This window comes from Kosakonia sp. H02 (assembly GCA_030704225.1).
In the GTDB taxonomy this organism is placed as follows: Bacteria; Pseudomonadota; Gammaproteobacteria; order Enterobacterales; family Enterobacteriaceae; genus Kosakonia.
Genome location: CP131915.1, coordinates 3,598,897 through 3,612,160, shown reverse-complemented (window position 1 = coordinate 3,612,160; position 13,264 = coordinate 3,598,897). Strand labels below are relative to the sequence as shown.

Genomic DNA, 13,264 nt, shown 5'->3' with positions numbered 1-13,264 from the left:
TGTTTCAATTAAAATAAAATCTCTATGCCTTCCGTTAATAATCCTACGATTTTATTTAAAAATACTTCTGCACCTTAGAGATCTTATATTATTGCTGCCGTTACAATTTGAAATGTGAGAAATAAGCATGCTTATTATTAGCGAATCGCTTTTGTAGTGATCTGTTTTTATTATGTTTTTTATTTGTATTTCAATTTGTAAGTGTTCGGTTAATAAAATATTTGGTGTGATCTTCATCTGTTTTTTAGGGCTTTAAATGGGTTTTTTATTGATATTCATCACGCCGTTATACATAGTTCCGTTCCGTGCAAATATTTACGATCGCGATCACTAAAATAAAGTTACCGAAAAAATAAAATGCAATTCCATAAAAATGGAACATAATTTTAATTATTGAGGTAACTCATGTTTAAGAAAACTCTGGCCCTTGCTTCACTCCTTGGCGCATCCTTCGCTTCACAAGCTGTAACCGTTGATTTGCGTCACGAATACATCGACAGCGGCTCAAACGCTGACCGTGTTGCGGTTTCTCACCGTTTCGCGAATGGCGTAGGTTTCGGTGTCGAAGCAAAATGGAAATCCGGCGGCGATGATGCCGATAAACCGTTAACGGAAATTGTTGGCAACGGCCACGAAGAATCCATTAACTACCGCTGGGCGTGGACCAAGAATTTTGCACTGAATCCGGGCTTTAATATCGAAAGTAAAGATTCAAACTCAATCTATAAACCGTATCTTCATGTGCAATATAGCTTTGATAACGGCGTTTATATTGCGGGCCGTTATCGTTATGAATACACACGCTACCCGAATTCCAACGCTGTCGATAATAAAGTCAATAAATTCGATACCTGGTTAGGGTGGGCGATGGGCGATTACCGCGTCGAGCTGAATTATGTTTATGCGAAGAGCACCGAAGGGGTTTTACGTGATAACGATAAAACCTACTCCAACGAATATAACGCTAAGCTGGCGTATAAACTCGACCAGAACTGGTCTCCGTATGTTGAACTCGGCAACGTGGGTGTAACGGGAAGCGACGAACGCCAGACCCGTTTCCGCCTGGGCGTGGCTTACTCTTTCTGATTGTCTGAATTACCCTCAATTAAAATCCCGGCGCAGTCATGGCCGGGTTTTTTGTTTTTGCAGGAAAGTGGCAATACCAATAACCCTTTACCCTAAATAATTCGAGTTGCAGGAAAGCCAACGCCCCTGCGGCGCGAAGTATGACGGGTAAAGAAAAAAAGCCCTCCAGCGAGGGAGGGCAAGGCCAGTTACAGAAACACTAACTCAAGTCATGATTGCAACAGAGTACGTTGCCCGGGAAGTTTCGCGATATAGAGGGCCGGTTTGCCGTCTTTATCCGAACTAAACAAAATCGCACTGTCGTCGGGGGTAAACGACGGGTGCGGATGGGTGACCTGGCGGCTATTGGCAAATGTCGTCCAGGAGGTGTCGTGACGTGCCACGCGGAAATACGCTTTTTGCGCCACGTCGAAAACGTACAAATACGGGTCGTTGTCGATGGTGTAGCCGCCGGTATCTTTCACATCCACCGGCGTGCCGGAACCGTCGCCGACCAACAGCGTGCCATCAAAATTACTCATCAAATGCGAACACGCCGGGATCGGCATAATCGCTTCATTCATGCCCGTTTCCGAGTTAAAGCGGTAAACCACGCGGCCTTGTTGGCCTTTGAAATAAGAGACATACACCAGAGCGGAGCCGTCCGGGACCCAGAACTCATGAGTGCAGCTTTCACCTTTGGCGTGATCTTTCACTTTACGCACATGGCTGCCGTCTTCATTGACCAGCCACATCCGCGCATCCACCAGGTCGTGCGGGCCTTCATGACAAAACGCAACGGTGTTGTCATCGAACGGGCGATAAATGGGGTGGCCGAGCCAGATCTTTTCTTCGTGAATAACATTGCTTGCGCCCGTGTGCAGATCCACGCGCAACAGGCGGCAGTGCGGCCCTTTATAGAAGAAATCATGGAATAGCTGCCAGTCGTTCAGCGGCGTCCAGTCTTTGGCGGAAATCTCAATGCCTACCAGTTTGCTGCAATCACTGTTTGCCACCCAGGTGCCGTAGCCCACCCACTCATCCGGCACGCGGTAAACCTCGCGCTCGGCAAGCGTATGCAAATTCACTTCGCGCAGGGTGCGATCGTTTTTCACATAATATAAAGCGCTGTCATCCGGCGAGAGAAAACCGCCAAAAGTGTTATCGCCCGCGCCTTCGGTCAACTGCACCGCTTCGGCATTGGCAATATCCAGCAGGTAATAGTTCCAGTTGCCATCAAATTCCCCGGCAAATAACAGATGGCTGCCATCATTAAAGAAGCACTTTTGATAAAAGTAGTTCCGGTGGCAGGTCACTTCCGCGGGGGTTAAGCGAGTGACTTCCGCGCCGGTATCCGGATCGCAGCTGACGTGATAATTCAATTTTACCCGCATGCCTTTCGCCATGTTTTCACTCCTTTAGCGGGGCAAGTGGGAAAGTTGCACCCCAGTGATGACCCCAGATTCGCTTAAGTTTAAAAATAGGGTGTTAATTTATCAAAACAACGTTTCAGTATGTGTGATTGCTGACGCACTTTATAAGAAAATTGTTACGACAGGCTGCAAAAGCAGTGAAAACATCGGCGCTGCGAAAGTGGCCTTTGATTTTCAACAGGAAAAGTGCCGTTTGCGTGTCAAAACTCAAAGGTTTGCTTAACTTATTGTTTGCTATGCTTAATTTAAACAAAACCCGCAGGCGAAATGGCGACAGAAATAGTGTCAATGCCAAACAATCGTGATCCCACTTCCAGATCTTAAAATAAGTAACAGAAAAAGTGAAACGTTGTTTTATTTAACATTGAAAACGCGTTTTAGCCGGGATAAGATGCGCTAATACAAGAACCGGAACGCTGTTTCTGCGCTTCGTTTTTATGGCATTTCGCTCAAAATTGACGTCGGAGGTTATTGTGGAAGTCAGACAAAGCATCCACAGCGCGCACGCAAAAATCCTGGATACCCAGGGCCTGCGCGATGAGTTTTTAGTCGAAAAAGTGTTCGTTGATGACGAATACACCATGGTTTACAGCCACATCGATCGCATCATTGTCGGCGGCATTAAGCCGGTGGCGAAAACTGTTTCTGTCGGTGGTGAAGTGGGTAAACAACTGGGCGTGACCTATTTCCTTGAACGCCGCGAATTGGGCGTTATCAATATCGGCGGTCCGGGCACCATTACCGTTGACGGCCAGTGCTATGAAATTGGCCATCGCGACGCGTTATATGTCGGCAAAGGGGCGAAAGAAGTGGTTTTCGCCAGCGTCGATAGCGCAAAACCGGCGAAGTTTTATTACAACTGCGCACCGGCGCACATGACGTTCCCGACCAAAAAAGTGACCCCTGCGGATGTTGCGCCCGTCACCCTTGGCGATCCGTTAACCAGCAACCGTCGCACCATCAACAAATATTTCGTGCCGGATGTGCTGGAAACCTGCCAGTTGAGCATGGGCTTGACGGAGCTTGCGCCGGGCAACCTGTGGAACACCATGCCATGCCACACCCATGAACGCCGCATGGAAGTTTACTTCTACTTCAATATGGAAGAGGACGCCTGCGTATTCCATATGATGGGCCAACCGCAGGAAACGCGTCATATCGTGATGCATAACGAACAAGCGGTGATTTCGCCAAGCTGGTCAATCCATTCAGGTGTCGGGACGCGTGCGTATACCTTCATCTGGGGGATGGTGGGCGAGAACCAGGTCTTTGATGATATGGACCACGTCGCGGTAAAAGATCTGCGCTAATTGCGGGCAGCACAAACGATGCCTGTCCGGTACAGGCGCTGATAGATTAAGGAACAAACATGATTCTGGATGCATTTTCTCTTCAAGGTAAAGTTGCGGTAGTGAGCGGTTGCGACACCGGTCTGGGTCAGGGCATGGCGCTGGGTCTGGCAGAAGCGGGCTGCGATATTGTGGGCATCAACATTGTTGAACCGACAGAAACTATCGAACGTGTGACCGCGCTGGGCCGTCGTTTCCTGAGCCTGACTGCCGATCTGCGTAAAGTCGACGGTATTCCGGCCCTGCTGGAGCGCGCGGTCGCAGAATTCGGCAAGATCGATATTCTGGTCAACAACGCAGGTTTGATCCGTCGTGAAGACGCGATTAACTTCAGCGAACAGGACTGGGACGACGTCATGAACCTGAATATCAAGAGCGTGTTCTTTATGTCTCAGGCGGCGGCGAAACACTTCATCGCACAGGGCAACGGCGGCAAAATCATCAACATCGCCTCCATGCTCTCCTTCCAGGGTGGCATCCGTGTGCCGTCTTACACCGCGTCGAAAAGCGGCGTAATGGGCGTAACTCGTCTGCTGGCGAACGAGTGGGCGAAGCACAATATTAACGTCAACGCGATTGCACCGGGTTACATGGCAACCAATAACACCCAGCAATTGCGCGCTGACGAACAGCGTAGCGCCGAGATCCTCGACCGCATTCCGGCTGGCCGCTGGGGGCTGCCGAGCGATCTGATGGGGCCGGTGGTGTTCCTGTCATCCAAAGCGTCCGACTACATTAACGGTTATACCATTGCCGTAGACGGTGGCTGGCTGGCGCGTTAATGCGTTCTTGCTTAAATAGAAATAAAACCTGCTGCGGCAGGTTTTTTTAGCTCTGCATATTAATTGTCCATATTCAATAAATAGAAATATCCATATCAATTTGTCTTAAATACATGTGCATTATTAAAAACTTCTTATAAATAAGCATATTAAAAATATTTTATCGCTTAAACTCTATTTTCAAAACTGTAAACTCCATCACAAAACAACATGTGATAGCAAATTAATCCATATCTTCGCGTTTTACTGCCTGACGCTTATTCCCGGCGCTGACTTACTTTCTTATTACGTCTTATTCTGTGCAGGCAGGAAAAAAATGGCTTCTCTCAGTAATGACTCTGTAGTTTTACCGCGCGCGCTGCGTGATACCCGGCGCATGAACCTGTTTGTCTCTGTCTCGGCCGCCGTTGCCGGGCTGCTGTTTGGTCTGGATATTGGCGTGATCGCTGGCGCATTGCCGTTTATCACCGATCATTTCACTTTAAGCAGCCGGTTGCAGGAGTGGGTGGTGAGCAGCATGATGCTTGGCGCGGCCATCGGGGCGCTGTTCAACGGCTGGCTCTCGTTCCGGCTTGGGCGTAAATACAGCCTGATGGTTGGCGCAGTGCTGTTTGTCGCCGGTTCGCTCGGTTCTGCATTTGCCAACAGCATAGAAGTTCTGCTCATTTCCCGCGTACTGCTGGGCGTAGCCGTTGGTATTGCGTCTTATACCGCGCCGCTCTATCTCTCTGAAATGGCGAGCGAAAATGTGCGCGGCAAGATGATCAGCATGTACCAGTTGATGGTGACGCTGGGGATTGTGCTGGCGTTTTTATCCGATACGGCGTTTAGCTACAGCGGCAACTGGCGGGCCATGCTCGGCGTGCTGGCGCTGCCAGCGGTGCTGCTGATTATTCTGGTGGTGTTCCTGCCCAACAGCCCGCGCTGGCTGGCGCAAAAAGGGCGGCATATTGAAGCGGAAGAGGTGCTGCGTATGCTGCGCGATACCTCAGAAAAAGCCCGCGAAGAGTTAAACGATATTCGTGAAAGCCTGAAACTGAAGCAGGGCGGTTTTCAGTTGTTTAAAGCTAACCGCAATGTGCGCCGCGCCGTGTTTCTTGGCATGTTGTTACAGGCGATGCAGCAGTTTACCGGTATGAATATCATCATGTATTACGCGCCGCGTATTTTTAAAATGGCCGGGTTTACCACCACCGAGCAGCAGATGATTGCCACGCTGGTGGTCGGCCTGACCTTTATGTTCGCCACCTTTATCGCGGTTTTTACGGTGGATAAAGCCGGGCGCAAACCGGCGCTTAAGATTGGCTTTAGCGTGATGGCCATCGGAACGCTGATCCTCGGTTACTGCCTGATGCAGTTTGATAACGGCACGGCATCAAGCGGCTTATCCTGGCTCTCTGTGGGTATGACGATGATCTGTATTGCGGGCTACGCGATGAGTGCCGCACCGGTAGTCTGGATTTTGTGTTCGGAGATCCAGCCGCTGAAATGCCGCGATTTTGGGATCACCTGTTCCACCACCACTAACTGGGTGTCGAACATGATTATCGGCGCGACCTTCCTGACGTTGCTGGACGCCATTGGCGCGGCGGGAACTTTCTGGCTCTACACCGCCCTGAACCTGGCGTTTGTTGGGGTGACATTCTGGCTGGTGCCGGAAACAAAAAACGTGACGCTGGAGCATATTGAGCGCCGGTTAATGGCCGGGGAGAAGTTGCGGGATATTGGGGTTTGATAATTTGCCGGATGGCTTAGTGCCATCCGGCGATTAACGCTGATACTTAACGCATAGCACGTTTCAAAATACGCTCGGCCTGGCGCTGGAAGTCGGCGGCAGTCTCTTCCACCGTTTTCTGACCATAATCGATGTACTGAATTGCGGTGCCGAACTGAGCCACAATCTGCGGGTCGTCAAAGTACGGCGACACAGAAAGTTTCGCTGGCAGAGACTGCGCCAGGCGCAGACCCGCAACCGCCGGATCGTCCTCTTTAATCGCTCCGCTTGCCGTCAGCGTTTGCACTGCCGCTTTGCTCAGCGGCACACCACGCTCCAGACCCAGCGTTTCCACGCCTTCTTTGCTGTTCAGCAGGAAGTTGATCACCTGCGCGGCTTCCTTCGGATGCTGCGTCGATTTACCAATCGACAGCATTTGCGCCGGTTTAAAGAACAAGCCCGCATCTTTCGCACCCGGCAGCATCGGGTAATCGCCCAGCACCAGTTTGGCGGGCGGCTTCAGGTTGTCGGAATATTTAGTGATGGTTGAGTTCCACATATAAGTTCCGCCCCATTCACCTTCAATCCACGGCTTCATTTCATACATGTTGCTCTTACCGAACGACGCATAGTACTTCGAGTCCGGCATTACGTGGCTATCGACCAGTTTTTTATACATCTGGAAGAATTCAACCCACTGCGCGTCGGTATAGCTGAATTTCTTCGCTTTCTCGTCAACGGCCGGAATGTTGTACTTCTGCACCATATAAGAGTTCAGCAGCGCCAGCGTATCCTGGTGCTCCAGCACTACCGGGTAGTACTGTTTGCCAAGTTTGCTTTCAAACGTTTTGCCCGCCGCCATCAGCTCATCCCAGCTTTTCGGGAAGGCAATGCCCGCTTTTTTCCACTGCTCATCGTTAAAGTAGAAAACGCGTGCGGTCACGGAGATAGGAATACCGTTCAGCTTGCCGTTAACGGTGGTGGATTGCAGCTCTTTAGCATCGAACTGGCTCAGGTCGATAATGTCTTTTACCTGGTTCAGATCGTAAAACCCGTCGCCGTTTTTAGAAAAAATCGGCAGCCAGTTCCAGTTGGTCTGCATCACGTCCGGCTCAGTGCCGCCAGCGATCTGTGTGGTCAGGCGCGAAAGATGTCCGTCCCAACCGGTGTATTCAGATTTAACGGTAATGTCCGGGTGCTGTTTGTGAAACTCTTCCAGCGCTTTCAATGTCACCTGATGACGGCCGTTGCCCCCCCACCAGGACATACGCAAGTCAACATTGTCAGCGGCGGTGGCGGGTAAGCCGCACATGCCTAAAGTTGCGGAAATGACCGCGCCGATGAGTACTTTTTTCATTTTTATACTCCGAAATTAGAGAGAGATGTTCTGTTCAGTTTTTGCGTCAAAAATATGGCACTTATTCATATCGAACTTAAAATACACCTTCCGGTGAAGCCCCTTTGCAATCATTGGCTTAGCTTCATCAGAAGGAATTCGGGCGGTCAGCTCATAGTCGGCGACTTTCAGGTAGATAAAGAACTCGTGGCCCATGTTCTCTACGCGTACCAGCTCGCCGGAGCCGCAATTTTCGCCAAACGGTTCATCAGCGACGGAGACAAACTCCGGACGCACGCCAAAGAACACCTCTTTATCCGCGTAAGGCGCGACTTTTTCCTGCTGACGCGCGTTAAGCGCCAGCGTTTCGTGACCGACGGTGATATGCAGGCCATCCTCTTTCTGCACGATTTTCGCCGGTTTGATATTCATCTCTGGCGCGCCGATAAAGCCCGCGACAAACATATTGTTCGGGAAGTGATACAGGTTATCCGGCGTGTCCACCTGCATGATATGGCCGAGCTTCATCACGCAAATCCTGTCGCCCATGGTCATCGCTTCGGTCTGATCGTGCGTAACGTAAACAGTGGTGGCCGGTTTGCCGGAGCTTTTTAATTGCTTGTGCAGATCGGAAATACGAATACGCATCGAGGCGCGCAGTTTGGCGTCGAGGTTCGATAGCGGTTCGTCGAACAGGAACACGTCCGGTTTTTTCACAATCGCACGACCCACTGCCACGCGCTGTGCCTGGCCACCGGAGAGTTGGCGCGGCAAACGGTCCATCAACTCTTCCAGTTCGAGGATTTTCGCCGCTTCATCCACCTGTTTGGTGATTTCATCCTTCGGCAGTTTGCTCAGCTTCAGGCCGAAGGCGAGGTTTTCCCGCACGGTCATATGCGGATAGAGCGCATAGTTCTGAAACACCATCGCAATGCCGCGCGCTTTCGGCGCAAGGTTGTTCACAATCTTCTCGCCAATGCGCACTTCGCCGCCGCTGATGGTTTCAAGCCCCGCCAGCATACGCAGAGTGGTGGATTTAGCGCAGCCGGAAGGCCCGACGATCACCATAAATTCACCGTCGGCAATTTTCAGGTCGATACCATGTACCGCTTTGAAGCCGTTGGAGTAGACTTTTTCCAGTTTGTTGAAAATCACTTCAGCCATGATACTTCCCTCTTAACCTTTAATTCCGCTGCTGGTCACGCCCTGAACGAAGTAGCGCTGTGCCAGGAAGAAGACAATGATGGACGGCAGGATCGAGATACTCGCCATGGCCAGAATTTCGTTCCACGGCGCGCCTTCGGTAACGTCGATGGACATTTTCAGCGCCAGCGCGATGGGGTATTTATCCACGCTGTAGACGTAAATCAGCGGGCCGATAAAGTCATTCATCGACCACATAAACTGGAACAGCGCCACGGAGATAATCGCCGGTTTCAGAATCGGCACCACCACGTACCACAGCACCTGCCACGAATTGCAGCCGTCGATTTGCGCGGCTTCTTCCATATCGCGCGGCACGCCGCGTAAAAACTGAATCAACATAAAGACGAAGAAGCCTTGTGTGGCGAACGCCAGCGGCAGGTAAAGCGGCATATAACTATTGAGCATGCCCATTTCACGGAACATCAAGTACTGCGGGATCAGCAGCACGGTGCTTGGCAGCAGCATGGTGGCGATAAGCGTGCCGAACCAGAAGTTCTTCCACGGGATCTCAAAGCGGGCGAAACCGTAAGCCACCACCGTCGAAGAGATAATGGTCAGCACCACTTTTGGGATCACATACTTAAAGGTGTTCAGCATGTAATGGCCGAAGGTGTATTCGGTGCCGGTTTTCCAGCCGTTCACAAAACCATCCCAGGTGGCGTGCGTCGGCCAGAGGCCCAGCGTGGTGAAGATCTCATGGTTCGGTTTGAATGACGCTGAGAACATCCACGCCAGCGGGTAGAGCATTAACAGGCCGACAAAAAGCAGGATCACGTAGCGACACCACGCGCTCACTTTCTCGCGGCGCAGGGTGCGCGCCACTTCACGTTCGGCTTCCTTCATACCCGGCGTAAGGTGTTGAACATCAGCCATTTTTGCCTCCCTTATCGGCAGAGTAAAAGACCCAATATTTCGAGGACTTAAAGGCGATAGAGGCAAACACCGCCACCACCAGGAACAGCACCCAGGCCAGCGCCGCGCCGTAGCCCATATCGAAATATTTAAACGCGGTGTCGTAGATGTAGAGCGAGAACAGGTAGGTGTAATAAGTCGGGCCGCCGCCGGTAATCACATACGGGCCGGTAAATTCCTGGAACGCCTGCGTGGTCTGCATGATGAAATTGAAGAAGATCACCGGCGTAATCAGCGGCACGGTCACTTTCATAAACATCTGCCATTTGCTGGCGCCGTCGATCATTGCCGCTTCATACTGCGATTGCGGGACGTTTTGCAGCGCGGCGAGGAAAATCACCATCGCGGAACCAAACTGCCAGACGCGCAGCAAGGTCACGGACATCAGCGCCAGCGAGGGTTCGCCTAGCCAGTTAATGGGATCAAGACCGAACACGCCGATAAAACTGTTCAGCAGGCCATCAATAGCAAACAAGGCACGCCACAGCACCGCAATCGCCACCGAGCTGCCAAGAATCGACGGAATGTAGTACGCGGTGCGGAAAAAGCCGATGCCGCGCAATTTAAAATTCAGCACAAACGCAATGCCCAGCGCAAAAGCGAGTTTCAGCGGAATCGTTAAAAATACATACGCAAATGTCACGCCCATCGATTTCCAGAAGAGGGTGTCTTCCGTAAACATGTAGCGATAGTTTTCGATGCCATTAAATACCGGCGGGCTCATCAGATCATACTCAGTAAAACTGAGAAAGAAGGATGAGATGAATGGGAAAGCCGTAAAGACAATCAGCCCTATTATGTAGGGCGATATCCAGGCCAATCCCAGTAGTCTGTTTTCATTCATACATACCTACCTGGCGAACAATGTGTAATTCGGATTCGGTGCGTGGCGTCCCTGTCGCTGGGCGTTACGGCTTCGCATGACCACAATATTCAATGATATCAATGCGTTTAAAATCGATAACGGACGGAAAACATTGCAAATATTCCGGGTTTTAAAATCCTCTGAACTTTTGTTCTCGATTTGTAAAACATCGTTTTAAAATATTTTATTGTGTTTAATTTTGCCGTCATTCTATTAATGTGTGAAATGTGATCAGAGTCGAAACGATGTTTCAATAAAGTGAGGTGGCTGTCATTTTTAGCCAAAAAAGCAGGGTTCTCAGGAAATAAACGCGGGTGAAAAGGGACAAGATAAATATCGCAGAACGAAATCATTCAACATTAAAACGATTATCCGGCGAAGCATTAAAAAGGGCGTGGAAATAAAAACGCCCCCGGTTGTGGAGGCGTTGAGGCGTCAGGATTTTAAGAAATCTTCACGCACTGGCGTAAAGGTGTCGAGCAACGTTCCCGGTTTCAGGCACACGCAGCCGTGCATAATGTGCGGTTGCTTATAAAGAGTATCGCCTGCGGTGACGATATGTTTCTCATCACCAATGGTAAATTCGAACTCCCCGGATAACACATAGGTGAGTTGCTCGTGAGGATGGTTGTGCATTGGGCCGATGGCACCTTGTTCGAACATAACTTCGACCGCCATCATTTTGCCCCCATGGGCCAGAATGCGGCGGGTGACACCGTTGCCCAAATCGTCAAGTTGCGTGTCTTTATGAAAGATAAACATCGGGCTGTCCTGTAGTGGATGTTGGATGATGAAACGTTGTTTCAAAATAATTTATCTCAGGGTTGCGTAAAAATAAACGCGAGGCCAGAGAAGTTGAAAGTCGATCACAACTTTGCTTGACTGGGTGCTAAACCCGACGGAGAGACACAATGAAAACGATAGGTTTGCTGGGTGGCATGAGCTGGGAATCGACCATTCCCTACTATCGCCTGATCAACGAGGGCGTCAAAGCCCGCCTCGGTGGCTTACACTCCGCCAGTTTGCTGTTGCACAGCGTGGATTTTCACGACATAGAGACCTGCCAGGCGACGGCGCAGTGGCACAAAGCCGGAGAAATTCTCGCCCAGGCGGCGGCCGGTCTGGAGCAGGCGGGCGCACAGGCGATTGTGCTGTGCACCAACACCATGCACAAAGTGGCCGGGCAAATTGAAGAACGCTGCCAGATTCCATTCCTGCATATTGCCGATGCCACCGGCCGGGCGATTGAAAATGCCGGTCAGCACAACGTCGCGCTGCTCGGTACGCGCTACACCATGGAGCAGGATTTCTATCGCGGGCGTCTGGAAAAACAGTTCGGCATCAAAACGTCTGTACCAGGCCCGGAAGACAGAGAACGCATCAACCAAATCATCTTTGATGAACTCTGTCTCGGTACGTTCAGCGATGAGTCGCGCTACTATTTTATGAATTTGATCAAGCAGATGGCGGATGAAGGCGCGCAGGGGGTCATTTTCGGCTGTACCGAAATTGGCCTGCTGCTGCCCCAAACCCATAGTCCGATTAAAGTGTTCGACACCACGGCGCTGCATGCCGCCGATGCGGTGGATTTTATGCTCTCTTAACGCTCGCCCAGCATGGCAGCCAGCGGCTCGCTAACCTGCGCCGTGGCTGCCTGCAAATGATGGGTAAAGGCCTCGACCAGCGCAGACGCCGGGCGATGCAGCGGGCGAATGAGGCTGACGGTAAACGGCACATCAATACTGAAACGCCGCACCGCCACGCCGCTGGCGGCATAATCGAGCGCCGTGAGCGGGTTCACCACCGAAATGCCGACCCCGGCGCGCACCATCGCGCACACCGACGCCGCGCTGTGGGTTTCCAGCACCATCCGCCGTTTCACCTGATGTTCAGTAAACAGCGCATCCAGCAACTGCCGGTAGCTGTCAGTGCGCGACAAACTGATGTAATTCTCACCCTGAAAATCCGTCGGGGTCAGCACGTTTTTTTGTGCCAGCGGATGATCCTGGGGCATCACGCACACTTCATTACAGGTCAGCAGCGGCGTGCGCTCGGTGCCTGCCGGCGTGCTGAGGGTTTCGGTTAAACCCAAATCGTGGCGCTGGGCTGAGAGCCACTCTTCCAGCAGCGGGGATTCCTGCGGCACGATATTCAGGCTGACATCCGGATAGCGGGCCAGAAACGGCTGCAACAGCAGCGGTAAAAACGATTGGGAAAACACCGGCAAACAGGCAATGGATAGTTCACCCTGGCGGAACTCGCGCAGGCTTTCTGCCGCGCTGACAATCCGGTCCAGCCCGTACCAGGAGCGCTGCACCTCTTCAAACAGCCGCAGCCCTTGCACCGTCGGGTGTAAGCGCCCGCGCGTACGTTCAAATAGCTTTAGCCCAAGCACTTTTTCAAAACGTGCCAGTTCGCGGCTAACCGTCGGCTGCGAGGTGTGCAGCATGGCAGCGGCTTCCGTCAGGTTGCCGGTGGTCATCACGGCGTGAAAGATTTCGATATGGCGCAGATTAACGGCAGGCATGGTGGTGTCCGGTTGAAAGCGTTAGCTATATCATTTTTGCATAGAGTGGCGATAAAACGATATTTTTTATTCTCT

12 protein-coding genes are annotated in these 13,264 nt (G+C 51.4%); 5 read left to right on the top strand and 7 right to left on the bottom strand.

The annotated features are described in order from the left end of the window. Positions 1 to 405: 405 nt before the first annotated feature. Entirely contained in the window at positions 406 to 1,086 is a 681-nt protein-coding gene (locus Q5705_16930; protein WLI76251.1) for an oligogalacturonate-specific porin KdgM family protein, read from the top strand. Positions 1,087 to 1,295: 209 nt separating this feature from the next. On the opposite strand, the gene Q5705_16925 is transcribed toward Q5705_16930, so the two are convergent. After that, complete coding sequence (locus tag Q5705_16925) at positions 1,296 to 2,471, bottom strand: oligogalacturonate lyase family protein (GenBank protein WLI76250.1); 1,176 nt, start codon at positions 2,469 to 2,471, stop codon at positions 1,296 to 1,298. A 500-nt stretch (positions 2,472 to 2,971) separates the two neighbouring features. Here Q5705_16925 and kduI point away from each other — a divergent pair, with 500 nt between their 5' ends. The 3 genes from kduI (at position 2,972) to Q5705_16910 (ending at position 6,364) form a co-directional block, all read left to right on the top strand. Further along, a complete protein-coding gene (kduI, locus tag Q5705_16920; GenBank protein WLI76249.1) occupies positions 2,972 to 3,808 on the top strand; it encodes a 5-dehydro-4-deoxy-D-glucuronate isomerase in 837 nt (278 codons plus the stop codon). Positions 3,809 to 3,867: 59 nt separating this feature from the next. Further along, positions 3,868 to 4,629, top strand: a complete 762-nt coding sequence (gene kduD, locus Q5705_16915) for a 2-dehydro-3-deoxy-D-gluconate 5-dehydrogenase KduD (GenBank protein WLI76248.1) — start codon at positions 3,868 to 3,870, stop codon at positions 4,627 to 4,629. 316 nt (positions 4,630 to 4,945) lie between these two features. Then, positions 4,946 to 6,364, top strand: a complete 1,419-nt coding sequence (locus Q5705_16910; protein ID WLI76247.1) for a sugar porter family MFS transporter — start codon at positions 4,946 to 4,948, stop codon at positions 6,362 to 6,364. Positions 6,365 to 6,410: 46 nt separating this feature from the next. On the opposite strand, the gene Q5705_16905 is transcribed toward Q5705_16910, so the two are convergent. The 5 genes from Q5705_16905 to Q5705_16885 all read right to left on the bottom strand — a co-directional run bounded on the left by Q5705_16905 (position 6,411) and on the right by Q5705_16885 (position 11,424). Continuing rightward, positions 6,411 to 7,700 (bottom strand): ABC transporter substrate-binding protein, encoded by a 1,290-nt coding sequence (locus tag Q5705_16905; GenBank protein WLI76246.1) that lies wholly within the window; start codon positions 7,698 to 7,700, stop codon positions 6,411 to 6,413. A gap of 15 nt (positions 7,701 to 7,715) precedes the next feature. After that, complete coding sequence (locus tag Q5705_16900; protein WLI76245.1) at positions 7,716 to 8,843, bottom strand: ABC transporter ATP-binding protein; 1,128 nt, start codon at positions 8,841 to 8,843, stop codon at positions 7,716 to 7,718. Between the two features lie 12 nt (positions 8,844 to 8,855). Further along, complete coding sequence (locus tag Q5705_16895) at positions 8,856 to 9,758, bottom strand: carbohydrate ABC transporter permease (protein WLI76244.1); 903 nt, start codon at positions 9,756 to 9,758, stop codon at positions 8,856 to 8,858. Further along, complete coding sequence (locus Q5705_16890; GenBank protein WLI76243.1) at positions 9,751 to 10,641, bottom strand: sugar ABC transporter permease; 891 nt, start codon at positions 10,639 to 10,641, stop codon at positions 9,751 to 9,753. The genes Q5705_16895 and Q5705_16890 overlap by 8 nt, the downstream gene beginning before the upstream one ends. A gap of 456 nt (positions 10,642 to 11,097) precedes the next feature. Beyond that, entirely contained in the window at positions 11,098 to 11,424 is a 327-nt protein-coding gene (locus Q5705_16885) for a cupin domain-containing protein (protein ID WLI76242.1), read from the bottom strand. A gap of 149 nt (positions 11,425 to 11,573) precedes the next feature. On the opposite strand from Q5705_16885, the gene Q5705_16880 reads away from it, so the two are divergent. Continuing rightward, positions 11,574 to 12,266, top strand: coding sequence for an aspartate/glutamate racemase (locus tag Q5705_16880; GenBank protein WLI76241.1), 693 nt, complete (start codon positions 11,574 to 11,576; stop codon positions 12,264 to 12,266). Here Q5705_16880 and Q5705_16875 read toward each other — a convergent pair. Next, entirely contained in the window at positions 12,263 to 13,189 is a 927-nt protein-coding gene (locus Q5705_16875; GenBank protein ID WLI76240.1) for a LysR family transcriptional regulator, read from the bottom strand. The genes Q5705_16880 and Q5705_16875 overlap by 4 nt on opposite strands. Positions 13,190 to 13,264 lie beyond the last annotated feature (75 nt).

What these genes read in the sequence shown, in the direction of transcription:
- Q5705_16930 (WLI76251.1), top strand. Translation starts at nt 406, where the DNA reads ATGTTTAAGAAAACTCTGGCCCTTGCTTCACTCCTTGGCGCATCCTTC.
- Q5705_16885 (WLI76242.1), bottom strand. Translation starts at nt 11,424, where the DNA reads ATGTTTATCTTTCATAAAGACACGCAACTTGACGATTTGGGCAACGGT.
- Q5705_16905 (WLI76246.1), bottom strand. Translation starts at nt 7,700, where the DNA reads ATGAAAAAAGTACTCATCGGCGCGGTCATTTCCGCAACTTTAGGCATG.
- Q5705_16890 (WLI76243.1), bottom strand. Translation starts at nt 10,641, where the DNA reads ATGAATGAAAACAGACTACTGGGATTGGCCTGGATATCGCCCTACATA.
- Q5705_16880 (WLI76241.1), top strand. Translation starts at nt 11,574, where the DNA reads ATGAAAACGATAGGTTTGCTGGGTGGCATGAGCTGGGAATCGACCATT.
- Q5705_16910 (WLI76247.1), top strand. Translation starts at nt 4,946, where the DNA reads ATGGCTTCTCTCAGTAATGACTCTGTAGTTTTACCGCGCGCGCTGCGT.
- Q5705_16925 (WLI76250.1), bottom strand. Translation starts at nt 2,471, where the DNA reads ATGGCGAAAGGCATGCGGGTAAAATTGAATTATCACGTCAGCTGCGAT.
- kduD (WLI76248.1), top strand. Translation starts at nt 3,868, where the DNA reads ATGATTCTGGATGCATTTTCTCTTCAAGGTAAAGTTGCGGTAGTGAGC.
- Q5705_16900 (WLI76245.1), bottom strand. Translation starts at nt 8,843, where the DNA reads ATGGCTGAAGTGATTTTCAACAAACTGGAAAAAGTCTACTCCAACGGC.
- Q5705_16895 (WLI76244.1), bottom strand. Translation starts at nt 9,758, where the DNA reads ATGGCTGATGTTCAACACCTTACGCCGGGTATGAAGGAAGCCGAACGT.
- Q5705_16875 (WLI76240.1), bottom strand. Translation starts at nt 13,189, where the DNA reads ATGCCTGCCGTTAATCTGCGCCATATCGAAATCTTTCACGCCGTGATG.